This is a genomic window from Geomonas sp. Red32 (assembly GCF_023652955.1).
Lineage (GTDB): Bacteria > Desulfobacterota > Desulfuromonadia > Geobacterales > Geobacteraceae > Geomonas.
The window spans coordinates 38813-59659 of sequence record NZ_JAKLOY010000001.1 but is presented as its reverse complement, the minus strand read 5'-3'; the positions used below and the strand labels follow the sequence as shown (position 1 = coordinate 59659).

General features: G+C 58.3%; 15 protein-coding genes and 1 riboswitch. Of the genes, 6 read left to right on the top strand and 9 right to left on the bottom strand.

Annotation, left to right across the window (positions count from 1 at the left end; translation table 11 throughout):
- The first annotated feature begins 17 nt into the window (after positions 1–17).
- The 6 genes from L4X63_RS00250 (at position 18) to L4X63_RS00225 (ending at position 10093) form a co-directional block, all read left to right on the top strand.
- Entirely contained in the window at positions 18–2711 is a 2694-nt protein-coding gene (locus L4X63_RS00250; protein ID WP_250676584.1) for a 2-oxoglutarate dehydrogenase E1 component, read from the top strand.
- A gap of 56 nt (positions 2712–2767) precedes the next feature.
- Positions 2768–4108, top strand: a complete 1341-nt coding sequence (odhB, locus tag L4X63_RS00245; RefSeq protein ID WP_250676583.1) for a 2-oxoglutarate dehydrogenase complex dihydrolipoyllysine-residue succinyltransferase — start codon at positions 2768–2770, stop codon at positions 4106–4108.
- Between the two features lie 169 nt (positions 4109–4277).
- Positions 4278–5687: a dihydrolipoyl dehydrogenase gene (gene lpdA, locus L4X63_RS00240; protein WP_250676582.1), complete on the top strand. Its 1410-nt coding sequence runs from the start codon at positions 4278–4280 to the stop codon at positions 5685–5687.
- Positions 5684–6394 (top strand): lipoyl(octanoyl) transferase LipB, encoded by a 711-nt coding sequence (gene lipB, locus L4X63_RS00235; protein WP_350339154.1) that lies wholly within the window; start codon positions 5684–5686, stop codon positions 6392–6394. The genes lpdA and lipB overlap by 4 nt, the downstream gene beginning before the upstream one ends.
- Positions 6395–6463: 69 nt before the next feature.
- Complete coding sequence (locus L4X63_RS00230; RefSeq protein WP_250676580.1) at positions 6464–8905, top strand: Lon protease family protein; 2442 nt, start codon at positions 6464–6466, stop codon at positions 8903–8905.
- A 102-nt stretch (positions 8906–9007) separates the two neighbouring features.
- Positions 9008–9084: riboswitch (cyclic di-GMP riboswitch) on the top strand.
- 91 nt (positions 9085–9175) lie between these two features.
- A complete protein-coding gene (locus L4X63_RS00225; RefSeq protein ID WP_250676579.1) occupies positions 9176–10093 on the top strand; it encodes a hypothetical protein in 918 nt (305 codons plus the stop codon).
- 17 nt (positions 10094–10110) lie between these two features.
- Here the strand turns inward: L4X63_RS00225 and L4X63_RS00220 are convergent, their stop codons facing one another.
- From L4X63_RS00220 to L4X63_RS00180, 9 genes are all read right to left on the bottom strand, one after another.
- A complete protein-coding gene (locus tag L4X63_RS00220) occupies positions 10111–11121 on the bottom strand; it encodes a transposase (RefSeq protein WP_250676578.1) in 1011 nt (336 codons plus the stop codon).
- 320 nt (positions 11122–11441) lie between these two features.
- Positions 11442–12956: a GspE/PulE family protein gene (locus tag L4X63_RS00215; RefSeq protein ID WP_250676577.1), complete on the bottom strand. Its 1515-nt coding sequence runs from the start codon at positions 12954–12956 to the stop codon at positions 11442–11444.
- 136 nt (positions 12957–13092) lie between these two features.
- Positions 13093–13818: a hypothetical protein gene (locus tag L4X63_RS00210; protein WP_250676576.1), complete on the bottom strand. Its 726-nt coding sequence runs from the start codon at positions 13816–13818 to the stop codon at positions 13093–13095.
- Between the two features lie 139 nt (positions 13819–13957).
- Positions 13958–14536, bottom strand: a complete 579-nt coding sequence (locus L4X63_RS00205) for an antibiotic biosynthesis monooxygenase (protein WP_250676575.1) — start codon at positions 14534–14536, stop codon at positions 13958–13960.
- A 218-nt stretch (positions 14537–14754) separates the two neighbouring features.
- Positions 14755–15423: a hypothetical protein gene (locus L4X63_RS00200; RefSeq protein ID WP_250676574.1), complete on the bottom strand. Its 669-nt coding sequence runs from the start codon at positions 15421–15423 to the stop codon at positions 14755–14757.
- 327 nt (positions 15424–15750) lie between these two features.
- Positions 15751–16185 carry a hypothetical protein gene (locus tag L4X63_RS00195; protein ID WP_250676573.1) on the bottom strand — a complete coding sequence of 145 codons (435 nt, stop codon included), beginning with the start codon at positions 16183–16185 and terminating at the stop codon, positions 15751–15753.
- Positions 16186–17575: 1390 nt separating this feature from the next.
- On the bottom strand, positions 17576–18427 hold the full coding sequence (locus L4X63_RS00190) for a M78 family metallopeptidase domain-containing protein (RefSeq protein ID WP_250676572.1): 852 nt from the start codon (positions 18425–18427) through the stop codon (positions 17576–17578).
- Between the two features lie 113 nt (positions 18428–18540).
- The gene (locus tag L4X63_RS00185; protein WP_250676571.1) at positions 18541–19014 is read right to left on the bottom strand and encodes a DUF4760 domain-containing protein; all 474 of its coding nucleotides are present in this window, start codon (positions 19012–19014) and stop codon (positions 18541–18543) included.
- Positions 19015–19176: 162 nt separating this feature from the next.
- Complete coding sequence (locus tag L4X63_RS00180) at positions 19177–20682, bottom strand: hypothetical protein (protein WP_250676570.1); 1506 nt, start codon at positions 20680–20682, stop codon at positions 19177–19179.
- Positions 20683–20847 lie beyond the last annotated feature (165 nt).

Here is a 20847-nt window from a genome sequence, read left to right as displayed (position 1 = left end):
CCGAAAAGGAGCAGACGATGGGAATGCCGGACAATGTGAGTCCCCTGTGGATCGAAAACCAGTACCAGCTTTGGAAGGAGAATCCTGAAGCTCTTTCCGACGAGTGGCGCGCCTTCTTCACCGGTTTCGACCTGGGACTTGCTCCTCGCGGAGAGTCAGGGGGGGCTCCCTGCACCGTCGAGGAGCTCATGAAGCACTCGGGGGTTCAATCCCTCATCTACCGTTACCGGGACATCGGCCACCTGCTGGCCTGCACCGATCCTCTCTCACCCTGCAAGCTCGAACACCCGCACCTTGCCCTCTCCGCCTTCGAGCTGGACACCTCAGACCTCGACACCTCCTTCCACACGCGCAGGTTCACCAAGAGTCCCGTGACACTCAGGGAAGTCGTCCAGGTCATGCGGAGCACCTACTGCGGCTCGACCGGGGTCGAGTTCATGCACCTGCAGTCCCCCGAGGAGCGCCAGTGGCTGATCGACCAGATGGAGCCGACCTGCAACCGCGGGGAGTTCGAGGGCGACCGGCGGCTCACCATCCTCAAGAAGCTCAAGGAGGCGGCGCTCTTCGAGCGGGTGCTGCAGAAGAAGTTCCCCGGGCAGACCCGTTTCTCCCTGGAAGGGGGCGACGTCCTGATCCCGATGCTCGACGCGGCGATCAAGAAGGCGGCCTCGCTCGGGGTGACCGACGTGGTGCTCGGGATGCCGCACCGGGGGCGTCTTAACGTCCTTTGCAACATCTTCGGGATGCCGTACGAGAACATGTTCGCCGAGTTCGCCGACAACTCCGAGTTCGGGGTGGTGGGTGAGGGAGACGTCAAGTACCACAAGGGGTATTCCGCCGACTTCACGGTGGCCGGCGACCGTTCCATTCACCTGACCATGGCCTCCAACCCGAGCCACCTGGAGGCGATCGATCCGGTGGTGGAGGGAAAGGCCCGCGCCCGCCAGGACCGACTGGGGAGCGACGGCGAGACCCGCGTCCTCCCGCTGCTCATCCACGGCGACGCCGCCTTCTCCGGCCAGGGGGTGGTGGCGGAGACCTTGAACCTGTCGCAGCTGACCGGTTACCGTACCGGCGGCACCCTCCACGTCGTCCTCAACAACCAGATCGGCTTCACGACCCTCCCCGCCGACGCCCGTTCCACCTGCTACGCGACCGATGCCGCCAAGATGGTCAACGCCCCCGTCTTCCATGTCTACGGCGACGATCCCGAGGCGGTCATCCATGCCACCGAGCTGGCGCTGGCCTTCCGTGACCGCTACCACCGCGACGTGGTGGTGGAGGTGATCTGCTACCGCCGTTTCGGCCACAACGAGGGGGACGAGCCGTACTTCACCCAGCCCCTCATGTACCAGCAGATCAAGCTCCGCCCCCAACTCCACGAACTCTACCAGAGCGAGCTGATCGCCGAGGGGGAGGACCCCGAGAGCCTGAAGGGGATCGAGGCCGAGGTGGCCGAGGAGCTCCGGCTGGCGAGCGAGCGCGAGTCGGTCCCCCGCGAGTCCGCCTTCCTGGCCCGCTGGAGCGGCATGAAACCGGCAATCCCGCGGGAATCGGTTAAGACCTCGGTGGGGGACGACGTCATCCAGGCCCTCGCCGAAAAGATCTCCGTCACCCCGCAGGGATTCAATCCCCATCCCAAGGTGGCCGCCCTCCTGCAGAAGCGCCGCGAGGCGGTGCAGAAAGGGGGACCGCTCGACTGGGGGAACGCCGAGACCCTCGCCTATGCGACCCTCCTCAACCAGGGGGTCAGCGTCCGCATCTCGGGGCAGGACGTCCGCCGCGGCACCTTCAGCCATCGCCACGCGGCCCTTTTCGACCAGGTCACCGGGGACCCCTTCTATCCCCTCTCCACGGCAGCCACCGGGGAGGCCGCCTTCTGCGCCTTCGACAGCATGCTCGCCGAGTTCTCGGTCCTGGGCTTCGAGTACGGCTACTCGCTCGAGTCCCCCGACTCGTTGGTCGTTTGGGAGGCGCAGTACGGTGACTTCGTCAACGGCGCCGAGGTCATCATCGACCAGTTCATCACCAGCGGCGAGGCCAAGTGGGAGCGCTCCAGCGGCCTCGTGCTTATGCTCCCGCACGGCTACGAGGGGCAGGGGGCCGAGCATTCCAGCGCCCGCATCGAGCGCTTCCTCGCCCTCTCCGCCGCCGGCAACCTCCAGGTAGTCTATCCCTCCACCCCGGCCCAGCTTTTCCACGTGCTGAGGCGGCAGATCGTGCAGAGTTTCCGGAAGCCGTTGATCCTCTTCACGCCGAAAAGCCTTCTCCGTCATCCCTCCTGCGTTTCCAAGGTAGAGGATCTGACCGGCGGGCAGTTCCGCGAGGTGATCGCCGAGCCACCCCAGCAGGGGAACGTGCGCCAGGTGCTCATCTGCACCGGGAAGATCTACTACGACCTCGCCGACCGCATCGCCCGCGACCAGATCCAGGGAACGGCCCTGGTCCGGATCGAGCAGCTCTACCCCCTGGGAGTGGACCAGCTCCGCAACGAGCTGCAGCGCTACCCGAACGACGTCCCCTTCAGCTGGGTCCAGGAAGAGCCCCACAACATGGGCGCCTGGCGGTTCATGAGGCCGGTGCTGACCGACATCCTGGGCCATGTCCCGCGCTACGTCGGGCGTCCCGAAGCTGCCGCGCCGGCCTCCGGCTCTCACCGGCTGGACCGGGTGGAGCAGGAGCGGATCGTCAGCGAAGCGCTGGGAATCTAAACCAATCAATAACTGCTGCAATTTTTTTAGACATACCTGTTTTTAGGAGGAATTTTATGGAGATCAAGGTCCCCTCAGTCGGCGAATCGGTGTTCGAGGCGCTGATCGCCAGGTGGCTTAAGAAGGATGGCGAGCAGGTGGCCAAGGACGAGCCGCTTTGCGAGATAGAGACCGACAAGATTACCCTCGAAGTCACCGCCGAGGCGGACGGGGTCCTGCACATCCTGGTCCCGGAGGTGGAGACGGTAAAGATCGGTGCGGTCATCGGGACCATCGAGGAGGGGGCCACCGCGGAGGCTCCTCCGGCAGGCGAACCGGCACCACCGGTACGGGAGCCCGCACCGCCGAAGCCCCCGGTGGAGGAGCCCAAGCCGACTCCCCCGCCGGTCAAAGAGCCTCCCTCCGGCCCCGAGCCCCCCATGTCTCCGTCGGGGCGGAAGCTCGCCCGCGAGATGGGGGTGGATGCGCGGGAAGTGAAGGGGAGCGGCCGGGGCGGACGGGTGACCGTGGAGGACCTTCAAAAGGCCGCCTCCGCCGGGGCCGAGCCCGCTTTGGCGCTCAGCCAGGCGGTTAAGGGAAACGGCCGCTCGCAGGCACGCGAGGCTGCCCCCGCTGCCGCGCCGTCCGCTGCGGCCGTATCGGCACCCGCCCCGGCACCGGCACCCGCCGCGGCCCCAGCCCCGCCGTCCGGCGAAGAAGGGCGCATCACCCGCAAGGCCATGCCCCCCATCCGGAAGCGGATCGCCGAGCGGCTGGTGGCGGTGCGCCAGCAGACGGCCATGCTGACCACCTTCAACGAGGCGGACATGTCCAAGGTCATCGAGCTCCGCAAACAGCACGGCGATTTCTTCCTCAAGCGCCACCAGGTGAAGCTCGGGTTCATGTCGCTGTTCGTGCGGGCCTGCTGCCAGGCGCTGAAGGATTGCCCGGAGGTCAACGCCAGCATCGAGGGGGATGACATCGTCTATCACCACTACTGCGACATCGGCGTCGCGGTGGGTGGGGAGAAGGGGCTGGTCGTCCCGGTCTTGAGGGACGCCGACCGGATGACCCTCGCCCAGATCGAGCAGCAGATCGCGGCGTTCGGGGAGAAGATCCGCACCAACCGGCTGGCGGTCTCCGACCTGGAGGGAGGTACCTTCACGGTCTCCAACGGCGGTGTCTACGGCTCGCTCCTCTCCACTCCGATCCTCAATGCTCCCCAAAGCGGGGTGCTCGGGATGCACACGATCCAGGACCGGGCAGTGGTCCGGGACGGCCAGATCGTGATTCGTCCGATGATGTACCTGGCCCTCTCCTACGACCACCGGCTGGTGGACGGCAAGGGGGCGGTCAGCTTCCTGAAGCAGGTCAAAGAGTACATTGAGGAGCCGGAGGAGATGCTTCTGGAGGGATAAGAACCTAATCCTCAACCTGTCCCTCCCCGTGAAGGGGAGGGATCGCTCCGCCAACGGCATTGAAGAAACCGGCTATAGTTTAAGGGGAGGCGACTCCCTTTCCTTTTTTCTCATTACAATCTCACGCGGCAGCCAAAGCGAGGGCCGCATACGTTCAGGAGGACGAGGCATGTCTGAAGAGATCTTCGACCTGGTGGTGATCGGCGCCGGACCGGGCGGTTACGTGGCTGCCATCAGGGCGGCACAGTTGGGAATGAAGGTGGCGGTGGTGGAGAAACGTTCCGCCATGGGCGGGGTCTGCCTCAACGAGGGGTGCATCCCGAGCAAGGCGCTCCTCGATTCGAGCGAGCTGTTCCACCTGGCCCGCGACCGCTTCGCCCACCACGGGATCGAAGTCGCTCCCCCGACCATCGACGTCGGCCGCATGATGTCCCGCAAGGAAGACGTCGTGAAGAAGCTCACCGACGGCATCGCCTTCCTATTCAAGAAAAACGGCATCTCCTCCTTCGCCGGCGAGGGGCGGCTGGCAGGGGCGGACGGCAACGGGGTACACCGGGTCGAGGTGAAGGGGGATTCCCCCGCCACGGTATCGGCCCACAAAGTCCTCGTCGCCACCGGGAGCGAAGCGGTGGAGATCCCGGCCCTTCCCTTCGACGGCGAGAGCGTGGTGAGCGCCCGCGAGGCCCTCTCTTTTCCTGCCGTGCCGGAACACCTGCTGGTGGTCGGGGGCGGCTACATCGGGCTGGAGCTCGGATCCGTCTGGCTGAGGCTGGGCGCCCGGGTGACGGTGGTGGAGATGCTCCCGCGGCTGGTGGCGGGGAGCGACGGCCAGGTTGCCGACGGACTGATGCGGTCCCTCAAGAAGCAGGGGATGGAGTTCGTGATGCAGGCCAAGGTGGCCGGGGTCGAGAAACGGGACGGCAAGCTGGTGGCCCGGGTCGAAACCGAAGGTGGCAACCAGGAAATCGAGTGCGACAAGATCCTCGTCGCGGTGGGGCGCAAGCCGCTCACGGCGGGGCTTGGCATAGAGGAGCTCGGGATCCGGCTGGACCGGGGGCGGGTGGTGGTGGATGGCGAGTACCAGACCAACGTCCCCGGCATCTACGCCATCGGCGACCTGATCGCCGGCCCGATGCTGGCCCACAAGGCCTCCGAAGAAGGAGTGGTCTGCGTGGAACGGATGAAGGGAGAGCCGAGCCTGGTCGATTACGGCTGCATCCCCGGGGTCTGCTACACCTGGCCGGAAGCCGCCTCCGTCGGGAAGACCGAGGAGGCCCTCAAGGAGGAGGGCGTGGAGTACAAGGCCGGGCGGTTCAACTTCATGGGGAACGGCCGGGCCAAGTGCATGGACGAGACCGACGGCTTCGTGAAGGTGCTCGCCGAGAAGGAAGGGGGGCGGGTGCTCGGCATCCACATCCTCGGCCCCCGCGCCTCCGACATGATCGCCGAGGCGGTTGCCGTGATGAGCTTCGGCGGGAGCGCCGAGGACATCGCCCTCACCGTCCACGCCCATCCCACCCTCTCCGAGGCACTGCGAGAGGCGGCCCTGGACGTTGACAAAAAGGCCATCCACGCGTGAGCTGCCCCTTCCCCCTCCCCTTGAGGGAGGGGGCCAGGGGGTGGGGGAAGCCTCCACGAAGTGCCAAAGCCCCGACTAAGAAGGAACCCATGCAGATACTCGATCTCGGAACCATATCCTTCACCGACGCCTTCGCTTTTCAGGAGCGGAAGGTCGCTGAGGTCGCCGACGGCGGAGAGGATACGCTGCTCCTTCTCGAGCACGAGCCGATCTACACCATCGGTTCGGCGGGGAGCCTCGATAACCTCCTCGACCCCGCCATCGACGCCGTCCGTATCAACCGCGGCGGAGACGTCACCTACCACGGCCCGGGACAGCTGGTCGGCTACCCGATCATCGCCCTTTCCCGCCGCGGCCGCGATCTCCACCGCTACCTCCGTTTCCTGGAGGAGTTCCTGGTGGAGGTGGCCGGTGAATTCGGGGTCCCGGGGCACACGGTAGCGGGGCGGACCGGGGTCTGGAGCCAAGGGGGGAAGATCGCTTCCATTGGCGTCGGGGTGAGACGCTGGGTCTCCATGCACGGCTTCTGCCTCAACGTCGGCCACGACGTCTCCGCGTTTCGTCGTATCAACCCGTGCGGGATGGAGGGGTGCCCCATCACCTCCCTGTCGCGGGAAAGGGGGGATACCCCCCCGATGGATCAAGTGAAAGCGCTGGTCGCCGAGCGGTTTCACCCAAGGCTGGATAGCCGGTTGCCGCGCTGCTGAGGCGGCCCCGTCAAAGGGAGACCGCCGCTTTCTTCCCCTGCCGGATCGCCGCTGCCCAAGGAGGCTCCCATGTCGGAATCCGATCGCAAAGTCCCCGTCGATAAACTGAGATGGGTCTGTGACCCCTCAGTCTTCACCTTCAACTCCACCTCCGACATCTCCGGGCTGGAAGGGAGCATCGGCCAGCAGCGCGCGCTCACCTCCATCGACTTCGGCCTCGGCATGTCCAGCCACGGCTTCAACCTCTACCTGGCCGGCGAGCCAGGAACCGGCCGGAGCACCACCATCGAAAGCATGCTCCGCAAGCGGACCATGGACAGTCCCCCGCCGCCAGACTGGTGCTACGTTAACAACTTCGAGACCCCCGATTCCCCGTTAGCCATCTCGCTCCCCGCCGGCAAGGGGGCCGAGTTCGCCGACGACATGCAGGAGCTCCTCGACTACGTCCGTTCCAACATCCCGGCCGTCCTGGAGAGCAAGGAGTACGAGAGCGACCGGGTCTCCATCATCGAGCAGTACCAGGAGAGAAACGGCGAGATCTTCTCCCAGCTCGAACAGGATGCCACCGAGCAGGGGTTCGCCCTGCAGCGGACGGTCTCCGGCCTGGTGATCGTGCCCCAGAAGGAGGGGCGCAACTACACCCAGGAGGAGTACGAAGGGCTCGATAAGGACGAGCGGGAGCGGATGGACGGCGTCGGCCGGGAGCTGACCGAGAAGCTCAACGACGCCCTGAGGCAGGTGCGGGAAAACGAGAAGGGGTTGCGCGACGACCTGGCCCGCCTCGACCGCGAGCTCGGGATCTCGGCCATCGGCCATCACCTCGATCCCCTCAAGGAGAAGTACGCCGGCTTCCAGAAGGTCCTCCACTACCTGGAGTCCGTGCAGGAGGACCTCCTTTTGAACCTGGAGGACTTCAAGCCGCAGACTCCGCCTCCCCAGATCCCCGGGCTCAAGCTTCCCCGGCAGGAGCCGACATTCGAGCGCTACGAGGTGAACGTGGTGGTCGAAAACGACCCCGACTCGGGCGCCCCCATCATCTTCGAGAGTAACCCCACCTACAACAACCTCTTCGGCCGCATCGAGAACGTGATGCAGATGGGAGGGGTGGCGACTACCAACTTCACCCTCATCAAGGCGGGGGCGCTGCACCGGGCCAACGGCGGCTACCTCATCGTGGACGCCCGCGAAGTGCTGCTCAACCCCTTCGCCTGGGAGTCGTTGAAGCGCTGCATCCGCAACTCGGAGATCCGGATCGAGGACGTCCTCGAGCAGTACCGTTTCATGACCGTGGTGTCGCTCAAGCCGGAGCCGATCCCGCTGCACGCGAAGATCATCATGATCGGCTCCCTCTGGATCTATCACCTCCTCTTCTACCTCGATCCCGACTACCGCAAGTTCTTCAAGGTCCGCGCCGACTTCGATTCGAGGATCCATCGCACGCCGGAGGTCCTGCAGGACTACGCCCTCTTCGTCGCCGCCCACTGCCGCAAGGAAGGGCTGCTCCCCTTCAGCCCCAGCGGCGTCGCTGCCCTCCTCGAGTACGCCGCCCGCCAGGTCGAGGACCAGGAACGTCTCACCACCCAGTTCATGGAGCTCTCCGACACCATCCGCGAAGCGAGCTTCTGGGCCAGCCGGGGAGGCGGTCAGGTGGTGGACCGCAAATGGGTGAGGAAGACTATCGACGAGAAGATCTACCGCTCCAACCGGATCGAGGAGAGGATCCAGGAGTACCTGGCCGACGGCACCATCCTCTGCGACATCGACGGCGCCGTGGTGGGCCAGATCAACGGTCTCTCCGTCCTCACCATGGCCGACTACAGCTTCGGGCGCCCCTCCCGGGTCACCGCCCGGGTCTCCTTGGGGCGGGCCGGGATGGTCAACATTGAGCGGGAGGTCAAGCTCTCGGGGCCGATCCACGACAAGGGGATGCTGATCCTGACCGGCTTCTTGCGCGGGCGCTTCGGCAACGACAAGCCGCTTTCCTTCTCGGCCTCCATCTGCTTCGAGCAGTCCTACGAGGGGATCGAGGGGGACAGCGCCTCCTCCACCGAGCTCTATGCGCTCCTTTCAGCCCTCTCCGGGCTCCCGATCCGGCAGGGGATTGCGGTGACCGGGAGCGTCAACCAGCACGGGCAGGTGCAGCCGATCGGCGGTGTGAATCAGAAGATCGAAGGATTCTTTGCGCTGTGCAAGGCGAAGGGGCTGACCGGCAGCCAGGGAGTGATGGTTCCATCCATCAACGAGCGGAACCTGATGCTGAACGACGAGGTGGTAGAGGCGGTGGAGGCGGGGCGCTTCCACATCTGGAGTGTGAGCACCATCGACCAGGGAATCGAGATCCTCACCGGCGTTCCCGCGGGCGAGCCGGGGGCGGATGGCCGCTATCCAGAGGGGAGTGTCAACTTCCTGGTCGACCGCCGTCTGCGGGAGATGATGGAAAGCATGCACCGCTTCGCCGTAGAGGAAAAAGAAGCCGCCAAGCTCGAAGCCCCCAAAGGCGACCCGGCTTAGGCGATTGCTTAACAGAAGAACCAGGTGCTGCCGCGTTGGTGACGGGGGTCACCAGGGGGGCGGGAGGGGTGTGGTAGGGTGGGGGGAACAGGTACTGGCGATAGACGACAATACTAAAGCTTCCGCGAGGGAGTGACGGAAAGCCTAAAGGGTCTCACCGAGACAGCCGGGTTGCCGAAATATCTAACGATATTCGCGCCCGGCTTTTTTCGTTCTGCGGCAACAGCCGGGACTCATAAGCAGTCCATCCCCCAAAAGAAGGAGAAACTTATGCGGAGAGTTCTGGTACTTGTCTTTTCACTGCTGCTGGCGGCATCGACGGCGGCGTCGGCCGCCCAATTGATCTACGATTCCTTCACCGACACATCCAACATCCCCCTGGTCAATCACGCCGGCGAAGTCAATTCCGGGTGGAAACAGGGCTGGAACTCGAACAGTTACATCGACACGGCCAACAAGGCCACCTACTCCACAACCGACGGCAACATCTGGAATACCGGCACCCTTTCTACCGGCGATTACAGCGTGATTGGCACCATCCACTGCTTCGGCTGGACCTCCGGGACCAACGCCGGCGTCTCCGGGCGCATCCAGACCAGCGGCAGCTACACCAACGGCCGCTACTTCGCCGACTTCGCCCACGGCGTCGGCTGGCGGCTGATGAAGGAGGTGAGCGGCACCGAGACTCAGTTGGGCTCCACCTACCTCGACCCGGCCGGCGGCACCGACCTGGTGGCCGGGAGCACCCATACCGTCGAGCTGAGGATGATCGGCACGGCCATCAGCATGTACGTGGACAACGTTTTGGCCGCCTCCGCCACCGATGCCAACTTCTCCACCGGCGCGGCGGGGCTTGAAGTGGCTGCCTCGCCGTCGGCGGGAAGCATGTACGAATTCACCAGTTTCACCGTCTCGACTCCTACTACCTCCACCACTCCCGCCACGTTGGTGACCCGCGCCGTATTCTCCCCCGACGGGCTGGCCACTCACACCTGGAGCACGGCCACCGCAACCCCTACAGGCTGCCCGGCCGGCTCGGTCGTCCTGCAAAAGGCCCAAAGCCCCGGCACCGAAATCGATCTCCTGTACGCCCCCTCGACCGACGCAACCTGCGCAAAGAACCTGGGCGCCTATCTCGACCTCGTCCTGGCCAAGAGCCCCGCAAACGGCACCGTGACCCTCCCCTGACAAGCACGGCATTTTTTTCAAAGCCGCAGGTGGTGCAGCCGGAAGTTGTAGCGGAGGAGAGTCTCGCCCGCTCTGGCGCAAGCACAGACGGTTGCGTGCGCCATGCCCAATTCGGCGGCCACCGCCTTGCCGGGATGGCAATTCCGTATGTACGCCAGATAACAGATCACGCTACGCGCCTTGCGGACCTCGGGAGCCCGGCACCGCCGGCGCACCTGCTCCGGGCTCAGCCCGACCGCGGCAGCTACTTTTTCGACCAGTTCCGATAGGGAAACCACGGCGCGGCGGGGAGTATATATGTTCTCCGCCCGACCTCGTACCGGCGCCCGTTGCCACTGCTGCGCTTCCACGATCTCCTGGACGAAGGCGCTGGTGCCCAGCATGCGCGCGTCGCACCGGGTTGGACGCGCCTCCACCCCCAGCCTTCGCACCCGCCGCTTTCCTCCCCCGGCCAGCTCCCGCCGCTCGCCTTGCCCCCTGCCCGCTTTGACGAAGCGGCGGTAGGCCAGGAGGCAGCGCTCCCTTTTCCTGCCGAAACGCCCCAGCACCTCGTCCACGCTTTGCCAGCCCTGCATCGAGGAGTCGATGATAGCACCGTGGCCGCACCATGGGTGACGCTCCAGATCCCTGTATTTCGCCACCTCGCCCGAGCGCAACGGGTGGAGGTGGAGGTAGCGGACGAGCTCCTTGAGTACGGTGTTGTCCTCACAGGCCACCGACTTGTAGCGTCCGCGGAACAGGCGGCCGCGCCGGCCGTGCCGCTTGTTGAAGCCGCGGGCATAGCCGACCAAGAGCGGCAGCATCAGGGTGGTGAGCCTGTACGTGGTGGGGCGAAGCAGCAGGTGGAAGTGGTCGGGCAGCAGGACCCAGGCGAGGCACCTGGTCCCCGTCCGGGCGAGGAGAGGCTTCAGCATACTGAGGAAGGTGTCACGGTCGGTGTCGTCCTCGAAGAGCCGTTGGCCCGGGACGGCTTTGACGATGACGTGCTGGAGAAGTTCAACCTGGTCTATGCGGGCGAGGGTAGGCATGTGGGAAGTCTATCAGCCTCCCCCTCACCGGCAACCGAAAGCTGTACCCGTTTTGACGGTCCTGGATGGGCAGATTATGGACATGCCGACCTCTTGGCGATATCAAATTACGTAGCAATTTCGAGTGAATAGCCGCGGTCACTCCATGTGCTCCCGCTCCGATGGTTCGCCGTCGAGGGGTGATGGTTTTTTCGGTAATCCTAAGTGATTACGGTCTGTTAAGTCATTTCTTTCTAGGTCCTATAAAATATGCATTTTCCTCCCTCATCCCTGTCGGCCCCTTTGAAGGAGGCGGAAGCGACCTGTCGGTGCTGGAGTGGTCATAGAGGATTGGTGCCGCATTCTGCGGCGATGATGCGGTAGGGGACGGCGCGGAGGATCTCGGAGAGGGGGATCGTTCCCTGGCGGGCCTTGTCGAGGGCGTCGGCGAGCAGGGAGCGCATGCCTTTCTCCAACGCACGCCTTCGGATGAGGTGCATCGACTGCTCGGAGGTTATCATGTCGGCGATCTCGTCGTCGGGGATGAAGAGCTCGTAAATGCCGGTCCGACCCTTGAACCCGGTATGGTCGCAGGCTTCGCAACCTGGGGCGGTGAAATACCTTCCGCCGGCGGGGAGGTTGAACAGGAGACGCTCCTGCTCGGTGGGCGCGGTCTCCTGCTTGCACTTGTCACACAGTTTCCGCACCAGCCGCTGCGAGATCGCCCCGAGCAGCGAGCTGGCAATCAGGCTGGCATCGATTCCCAAGGTCAGGAGCCTCGACACGGTGCGCACGGAGTCGTTGGTGTGCAGCGTGCTGAGCACGAGGTGGCCGGTCTGCGCCGCGCGCATGGCAGCGGAGGCGGTCTCCTCGTCGCGTATCTCGCCGATCAGGATGATATCGGGGTCCTGGCGCATGAAGGAGCACGCGTAGTCGGCAAAGCTCATGAACGGGGTGATCTGCTTCTGATTGATCTTGTCGAAGGTGTACTCGATCGGGTCTTCGACGGTGAGGATCTTGTTCTCGGGAGTGTTGATCTTTTGGAGGGCGGAATAGAGCGTGGTGGTCTTGCCGCTCCCGGTAGGGCCGGTGACCAGGATGAGCCCTTCGGGGTTGGATGCGATCTGCTCGAACTGGGTCATCACATCCCTGTGGAAGCCAAGCTTTTCCAGTCCGATCAATGGATTGGAGCTGTCGAGGATGCGCATGACCACATCCTCCCCAAACGGCCCCGGCACCACCGACACGCGGAAGTCGACGTCGCGGGCCGTTCCGTCATGCTGACAGCAGGCGGCGATGCGTCCATCCTGGGCGCGGTGACGTTCGGTGATGTCGAGTCCGGCGAGGATCTTGATGCGGGAGACGATAGAGCTGATGTTGTCGTTATCGATGGCGGTGGAGAAGCCTCGCAGCAGTCCATCCACCCTGATCCGCACATCCACATCCTCCTCGTAGCTCTCGAAGTGGATATCGGTCGCGCCGCACTCCAAGGCCTTGCCGAGGATCTCGTCGAGCAATTGTGAGGAAGACAAGTCGGGGGAGAAGGACAGGGTTCGAACCGGAGTGAGGGGGAGCCGGTTGGAAGAACCGTTCAGGTCGGCGCCATGGCCGATGTTAATCGCCTTCACGATCTCGTAGTCGTTAAGCTGCACCGGTGTGACCTGTCGTTGCAGTAGTCCCGATACCTCCCCGATCAGAATCTCGTTCTTAGGGTTCAGGCAGCCAAGCGTAATCGTGGAATCGGCAGCGGGCTCAACCCTCCCCAGGATGACGATCAAATTCCGGAGGCAATACGGTTTCGGAAGCAACCGCACCGACCCCGGATCGACGATGAACTGGCACAACTCGGTAAACATCTGGCCGCTATGAGTATCCACGCTGGTTTCCTCTCTTCTCTATCACCCGCTCCGGCCTCCTGAGGGCGGATTCCAGAACAGGCCCCTCGAATCTCTGAATCGGATGATCTTTCCACTTTCCGCTGCCAATTAACGGCTAAGGAAAAGAGCGAGTTGCCCCATCACCCAAACTCCGCATAGCCAATGGGATCTGCACAGGGAAGGTTGCTACATCCCAGACGATCGCAAAAGGATATAGGGTATAACTCACGACCTTCCATGCGGGGCTTTCCGATTCCTTCAAAGGAAGAGCAGGAAGGGAAATGATCTCGATATTGTTGTCTTCGTGCTGGAACATTAAATATTGGTAGTAATTCTCCGGAGCTTCGCCGAACCTTTCCAGAATCAAAGCAATCGGTTCATCTGTAGTTATGGCATCGTCAACGTCAGTATAAACAGGAACGGTAACGTTGCATTTTGTGTCAAACGTAGAATATTTCGCTACGGTGATAGGGATAAAGCGTCCTCCGCGTGTATGTGTTTCCGGCTCGTATACGAGCTCGACCAATTTTTTTCTGGTGTAACTATTTAACCTATGACCAAACTGCCTCGGTGTCAGCTGATTGATTCTGCCGAGATTAAAACTGATCCTTTGCTGGTCGCCGACAGAGGATGGCTTCATATCCTTGTCGTATGCAAGTCCTAATCTCGTGTGATAGAGGTAAGGCACATAGTCCACGAACAGTTCATTGCCCGCCATACATGCACTCTTAACCTCACCAACATCTTCGACTTGCTTTGGAAGACGCTTTACCATTTCTGTTGCGCACCCGCAGAGAATCAGAAAGAGACCCCACAGGAGTGCACGTATGCAGCATTTCATTTCCCCTCCGATCGAAACCAAGCTGACGGGGTCGAATTCAAAACCATCAGCACCCCTCTTATTAGTATTGCGTCCCACCAATCCCCATCATGCTCTAGATCGGCAATGATCTAAGCGCGTATATTGGGTGCGGGGTGCATTATCTAAATAACCATCGCTGAACCAGTCTGGTATAGCGGGGCATTACCACGTACACCATAAGGAAAACAACGAGTCCCGTCACCGCCAATGTTGTTATTAGACGGTTATTCGGAATCCCAAGGTCTTGCAGAATTGGAGTAACGACCAGAGGCACACTTAACGCTAGAGGGTAGATGGCTGACCATGTCACCAGGTACTGTTTCCAGCGTACAGGCACCTTGGCCTTCGCTCCCGCGGGGGTAAACCAGAAATCCAATCCGCTACTGATAAAAAAGTCATCCTTGGTCATAAGCAGTGGCCGAACTTTTTCTATCAAACGGGCGCGGGTTGGGGACTCCATCCACTCCCGCAAATGCGCCTCGGTATCAAATCGAATTATGACGGTGTACGTTTCCGTCAACCCTGGTATCGGACGGACGATGTGCCAGTCCAGATGACCGGGTGAAGCTTTGCAAAGAGGGGCGATCTCCTCGAGCCACCTTTCATATTCTGCCTGCTTATTTTCGCGCAACCTGTGCGTAATAACTACCGTAGCGCCCGCGGCTGGATTTTGATCAGCTGATATAACTGTGCTCATGGGACTGCGCCCTCTCATCATTGCTAGGCCTAACTTCTGGATGGACTTCTCTTAGTGATTTCCGGCTCTCATCCGCCAACAAGTTAAGCGAATAGAAAGACGATGGGGTCAGCCATTGATATATTGATATCTCGGGGCGTGCCACAAAAACTTATCCGGTTATCAATGGCTGACCCCATGGCCCTTCCTTTCATAGCTCCCGTAGTTCTTCTCCCCGACTAACTCAACGAAGTAACCAGCGTCCCATACTCCCCATAAGCCTCTTCTTGGTGGCTATCTGGTTCGACTGCCGACTTGATGCAGTCACGGAGAAATGATCTTTGTGGCTCAGCTAAGCCTGGAGCCTCCAACTTTCGTTTGGCAAATTCCAAGACCTTCTTGTGTTGACGGCAGTTGGCCTTGAATGACCATGTAGCTGAACCGATCACCATCAACCGCTCGATGTCCCCTTTGGGAAGCTCGAGGCCAGCATAATTGAAGATCCTTTCTAGATACCTCTCATCACCCGTAGCGAAGAAACTGGCCCACCACACATCCAATTTCCCTGGATCAACTTGCGCATCGTCGGAAACATACTTCGCTAATTTCGATTCGCCTTTCGCGATTTCTCGTGCGAGATCGCCTAGCGCACCGTCCGTGATCGGCCACCCGTTCTTTTCCGAGATCCTTGCGATCATTACTGCCGTGAGAACCTTAGCGCCGTTACCTGCCTTCTCAAATTGTCCGCGAAACTTGTCTGCCTTTGCCTGGAAAGCTTTAAACCCTTCCGCAGAAGGGGCCAGGTAAAAGTAGGACATCTGTGAGCCGAAGTCCTCCAACTCATCTGCTATCGCAGGAAGGCAGATAAGGAGAACCAGCAGGAAGGCTAGGGACATTGCTCGTTTCATAGGCCGCTCAAGTTCAGTAAGTTAGAAGTGTGTGTGGGGGGGGGGAGAGGCTAAATGAATGAAAGGCAATCAAGGTGGACGCCCATGCGTTCCATGCGTTTCTCGCCGCACGCGGTCCTCGTTCTCCTCTGGCGATCCTTTCATCCGGGAAACGCATGCATCGCATGGGCGTCCCCCTCGGCTTCCCCTTTCATCCGGGAAACGCATGCATCGCATGGGCGTCCCCCTCGGCTTCCCTTGATATAGTGATTTCTCGGGGCGTGCCATAAAAGCTTATCCGGTTATCAATGGCTGGCCCCCTTTGTCTGGCCCAAAACCTTTCCCCGTTTAGAAGGCTGTGGGTAGGATGTGGTAGTCACCATTGCTGCCATATCCGATTCGAAATACGAGTTTTTTACCTTTGGTTACAGACGCTTTTGATTCTGACAAGCCACCACCGCAAATGCTATTGGGTTCCGCGCCTACAAGATGGTCGCCTTCAGGTAAGAACAGGACTACCTTTTCCGCCGGATCTACATAGGCGATAAAGATTGCGTCAATATAAACCTTTGAAAAACAACCAGAGCCTAGAAATCCCTTGTCTCTTTTGACAATAACTTCACCGGTGCCTTCGCGCTCTTGTAGATATCGATTATCATGGATCTGGTTGCTAGGTACAAGAGTGGCTTCCTCTGACGGAACCGGTGTAGTGGCACATCCAAAGGCAAAGATGGAAAATGTTAAAGCGATAAAGACGTACCAAAAGTTACCTTTGAAGTTCATTTGGCCTCCCCTAGACTGCAACCTTGTCACAGTCTGTGAAATCTGGGACCATAGTGGGTCCACCCATTGATAAATGGACATCTCGGGACGTTATTGCGTAATGCACGAGGACGCCTTGAGTTATCCGGTTATCAATGGGTGGCCCCATCTCCCCCAACCTGTGTGTAATAACTACGGCAAACTTGAGGCTTTAAAAGCCTGGCCCCATCGCCTTTTATCTCGTCCGCGACGATTCTATAGATTTCCTTCAGGCACGCTATCACTACTAGCGCCCCCTTCAAGGTGAAGGAAAAGGGGACAGGCTACTTTTCCCTCCCCGACCTGTTCGATTTACTGCAAAAGTAGCCTGTCCCCTTTTTCTCCGGCTGGGCTAGCTCGTCGGGTAGGAGCCTACCGATGGAAGAAGGGTGGGGAAGTTTTTTCACCGTCCCCTTGCTTTGCCTCGGAAATTCAACATTCAGGACTTGACCCCCAGGCTGCCCGAATCTCGTTCTTAGGGTTGAGGCACCCGAGCGTAATCGAGGGAGTCGGCAGCGGGCTCAACCCTCCCCAGGATCACGATCAAATTCCGGAGGCAATACGGTTTCGGAAGCAACCGCACCGACCCCGGATCGACGATGAACTGGCACAACTCGGTGAACGTCTGGCCGCTATGATTATCCACGCTGGTTTCCTCTCTTCTCTATCACCGGCTCCGGCCTCCTGAGGGCGGATTCCAGAACAGGCCCCTCGAATCTGCTGAATCGGAAGATCTTTCCACTTTCCGCTGCCAATTAACGGTGAAGGAAAAGGGGACAGGCTACTTTTCCCTCCCCGACCTGTTCGATTTACTGCAAAAGTAGCCTGTCCCCTTTTTCTCCGGCTCGATAACGGTTTCCCGGAAATTCAACATTCAAGACTTGACCCCCAGGCTGCCCCTTTGAAGTTCATTTTGCCTCCCCTAGACTGCAACCTTGTCACAGTCTGTGAAATCTGGGGCCATAGTGGGTCCACCCATTGATAAATGGACATCTCGGGACGTTATTGCGTAATGCACGAGGACGCCTTGAGTTATCCGGTTATCAATGGGTGGCCCCATCTCCCCCAACCTGTGTGTAATAACTACGGCAAACTTGAGACCTTAAAAGCCTGGCCCCATCGCCTTTTATCTCGTCCGCGACGATTCTATAGATTTCCTTCAGGCACGCTATCACTACTAGCGCCCCCTTCAATCTATCAACTTCTCAACACCCGGTCCCACTGCCCCTACCCTTGACCCCCAGGCTGCCTGCATGGCGGATCCTGGACTTGGCCCCTCAGACGTTCCCTGCATAGAGAAACGCATGCAACGCATGACCGTCCCCTTGCTTTGAACCGGGTCCTTCGCACCTTCCAACAACCTGCTAGGGTTCTACCTTCCGATCCGGGGTAGAATGTTCCGCACCGCATTTGGTAGCAGGTGCACCTCGGTCTGGAGGTCGCTGCGAAAACCGGGGTCGTCTTTGGCAGACGGGGTGGTGAATCCACTTATGCCGAGGAGATCCTTCCAGGGAATCTTGTTCCTGCGTAATGCACTTGCCCCCAGCGACCTAAGTCTCAGACCCGCCTCCTCCGTCAGGTTCATCTCGAGTATGCCGAGGTTGTTTTTAAGGTAGTCGGGAACCTGGGGCCAGTCGGGTTCCCCCACCGCGTTTCGGATTGACGCTGGAAGGCCAGCGAAGCGCTCAGCCTCCTCGTTTTTTTGGTAATCCGTGAAATGGGATGCCCACGAGGCCCAATGCGGTCTTGTGGCGCTGTACTTTCTTTCCCACAGACGGTTCATCCGGTCGAGGACCTCGTAGGAGAAGGCATCCGCCAGCGTTTCGATGAGCCCGTTAGTCCGTAACGGCCCCATTACCGCATGCCCGAGTTCGTGGCCGAGTTGGAAGGCAAACTTTGCATAATCCCGCCTTACCATCAGGTCGTCATCTGTCATTGAGAGAAAAATCAACAGGAACTTGGGGTCGGTGGTGGCGTCGATATACGGTACTGGCCTTGAAGTTATGCCAATTTTGATCTCACGCGGATCGGAGAGGGGGGTCCCCGTGATCAGATCCTTTACGATGCAGATCACGTCGTGCGCCACTACCCTGAAATCTTCGCCCACCGGCTGACCATTGGGATCATTACCCGGGAAGGTACCGTCCAGATGCCACCGCATGACCTGTTTTGTTCTGGTGGGAGCTTTTTTCCCCTTTCTACTTTTCTTTTGTTTGCTTGTCACCTACCCTCCTCCCCCAACGCCCCGCTGACCCGGCTTTGACCTGGTCCTGCGGATGGTTGGAAAACCGCTGCTTATATTGTCTCCGTCATTAATCAATCCTGCCCCAATTGCCCCTATTTTCTCTTACGCCTCAGCTCACGAATTAGTTTTTCAAACTCAACCCATATGAATTCTTTATCCTTTATCTCACGTCGATATAGGATATAAGCAGAGTATCTGTCATAATTCTGAATTAAGTTAGCTCCGCTTATTTTGTTGAGAACGTCAATGTCAAAGATGCCGATGTTAGCCGCCAAGCACATTCGTTCGTAAGCATTAAGTATCTTATGAAGTTTAACAGTATATTCGCTATCCTTCAGAATCTGCGCGCACGTGTCACGTGTAAGAGTCGAACCGTATTTTTTCCTAACGTCACCTTTTGCAGTTTTTATCTCTTGGTTCACCTTTTCGTAATATTCGAGAGTCGACTTCATTCTATCTCTCTTGTTTGTTTGATAAATTGACCACACTGCAACAAATATTTGTATGGCAATCAAGATTGCAGCTATGGTAGTACCAGCCTTGCTTGTCATGTCCCAATCAATCATTGAGGTGGCTTGCTTGACGCACGTGCAATTATGCATAAAAGGCCTCCCTGGTAAAGTATTGCCACTGCTAGTGCTTACAATTTGTGTCTAGGTCGGGGCGGACATGACAGGTTCGGCGGGCATCGGTCAGTCATCCGCAATCAGTTTGCCCTTACCTTTGCCTTATGGCTCATCTTCCTCTTCATCTACGATTGCATCTAAACCAGCTTTTGCTTGTTTTTTCTTCTCATCAAGCGTCTTTCTTGTTTTCTTCTCCAATACCGAAACAAGCTTAGATAAACCTGGAATTTCGGCTATCTTATCAATAGTGTTACCCAATTTCACACTTTTTTCCAAAGCATCCATAAGTGGGTGGTCTGACTTATTATAATCAGTAATCAATTTTCCTGGATTTTCAGAGTTAACTTCAAGTATGTTATAAAGCAGTTTGATCTTTAAATCCGAGGAAATCTCTTGGTCTTCAATATTTTCAATCTGTCTTGATAGCCCCTCAAACGTTTTGCTCAATACCTCCTTGTGTGTGTATTCTTCAATAAGTCTTTTAGATAATTTTATACTTTTGTTAGAGGAATATGCTAACCACAAAACAGGAATGTACAAAGGAAGAATTGCAAGAACAAGTCTTGGCATATCCAGTAAAACCTTTTCCAATGGCGTGGCTACATACCATGAATAAATACTCACTGCAAACGGAATCAACGAAACTACCACCATACCAATAATAGCCTTAACAAACTTACTAGTTAGTATTTCGCTTTCCTTAATTTCAGCTTCCTTTTTGTCATGGTACGCTGCGCTCAGGCCAGCTGTAAGCGCATCTGGCAATAAATCTTTGATTCTTTTTAAAGCTACATTGTATTCGTTTTTCCACTTATCAAGCGTTGAACTAAATTCATTTTCTTTAGCTTGAGTATAAGAAGTAAGTTCGGATTCGGTAGTTGCTTCTATCTCTGTAATTTTTTGACCTAACTTACCAGCTAAGTCTTGAAGTTCATTATACTCATTTTCCAATTTATCTTTTAATCCAGGTACCTTTACATCTCCTCCTTTGTCGTCTTTACCAATGTAACCGACAATATTTAAATGAAGTTTATTGATTTGTTCACTTTTCCCAAGTACAGTTTTATGAAATTGTTCAATTTTAGCGGCAAGGTCATCACCTTTTGAATATAATTCCTCAAGTTTCGTCACTTTTTCTACGTACCCAGAATGACTTGAGTATATTGTATTAAGCTCATTTACCTTTTCTGTTACCCCTTTATGCAGTGTTTCTATATTCAGCATTAATTGCTTTACGTTCTTTTCCTCGGTTTGCGCTGAGATATGGAATTGACTTATCTCCGGTTGTAAAGCGGCAGCTGTCTGTAATGCAGCACGTATTTCCTCAAGCTTAACACTAGCCTCTGCCTGAAAATTGCTGATGTTCTCAAACGATGCCTTGCTATTTGTTTCATATGAAGAGGCTTTTTCAGAAGATTCTTTTGCTTCAGCCTCATAGTCACTTGTTTTCTTTGCCAGTGCTACTTCGAGTGCGCGTGACTGCTCTTTCAGTGATTGACACTCTCCTTGGGTATTGCGCAGTTGTTCTTGAAGCGCAGTGACTTGTCCCCAGAGCTTCTGTCTTTCCGCTTCCAGATAGTCAACTCTCTCATCGCCAAAAATTCCCATAACACCTCCTCACGTATGCTTTTTCCCGAGATCACTTCGTAATTTGGTCATTGTCGCTGTGAATCCTATAGAGAAGCTTTCACTGTGTCATTTGCCTCTCTAAGGTCAATGTTAGTGTCTTTCCCGCCAACGGCGCGGCATGACCGGCGGAGCGCTCAACTCCTT

Excerpts from the sequence above, each read along its gene's own strand:
- L4X63_RS00250 (WP_250676584.1), top strand. The coding sequence starts at position 18 with ATGGGAATGCCGGACAATGTGAGTCCCCTGTGGATCGAAAACCAGTAC.
- odhB (WP_250676583.1), top strand. The coding sequence starts at position 2,768 with ATGGAGATCAAGGTCCCCTCAGTCGGCGAATCGGTGTTCGAGGCGCTG.
- lpdA (WP_250676582.1), top strand. The coding sequence starts at position 4,278 with ATGTCTGAAGAGATCTTCGACCTGGTGGTGATCGGCGCCGGACCGGGC.
- L4X63_RS00230 (WP_250676580.1), top strand. The coding sequence starts at position 6,464 with ATGTCGGAATCCGATCGCAAAGTCCCCGTCGATAAACTGAGATGGGTC.
- L4X63_RS00225 (WP_250676579.1), top strand. The coding sequence starts at position 9,176 with ATGCGGAGAGTTCTGGTACTTGTCTTTTCACTGCTGCTGGCGGCATCG.
- L4X63_RS00220 (WP_250676578.1), bottom strand. The coding sequence starts at position 11,121 with ATGCCTACCCTCGCCCGCATAGACCAGGTTGAACTTCTCCAGCACGTC.
- L4X63_RS00215 (WP_250676577.1), bottom strand. The coding sequence starts at position 12,956 with ATGTTTACCGAGTTGTGCCAGTTCATCGTCGATCCGGGGTCGGTGCGG.
- L4X63_RS00210 (WP_250676576.1), bottom strand. The coding sequence starts at position 13,818 with ATGAAATGCTGCATACGTGCACTCCTGTGGGGTCTCTTTCTGATTCTC.
- L4X63_RS00205 (WP_250676575.1), bottom strand. The coding sequence starts at position 14,536 with ATGAGCACAGTTATATCAGCTGATCAAAATCCAGCCGCGGGCGCTACG.
- L4X63_RS00200 (WP_250676574.1), bottom strand. The coding sequence starts at position 15,423 with ATGAAACGAGCAATGTCCCTAGCCTTCCTGCTGGTTCTCCTTATCTGC.
- L4X63_RS00195 (WP_250676573.1), bottom strand. The coding sequence starts at position 16,185 with ATGAACTTCAAAGGTAACTTTTGGTACGTCTTTATCGCTTTAACATTT.
- L4X63_RS00185 (WP_250676571.1), bottom strand. The coding sequence starts at position 19,014 with ATGATTGATTGGGACATGACAAGCAAGGCTGGTACTACCATAGCTGCA.
- L4X63_RS00180 (WP_250676570.1), bottom strand. The coding sequence starts at position 20,682 with ATGGGAATTTTTGGCGATGAGAGAGTTGACTATCTGGAAGCGGAAAGA.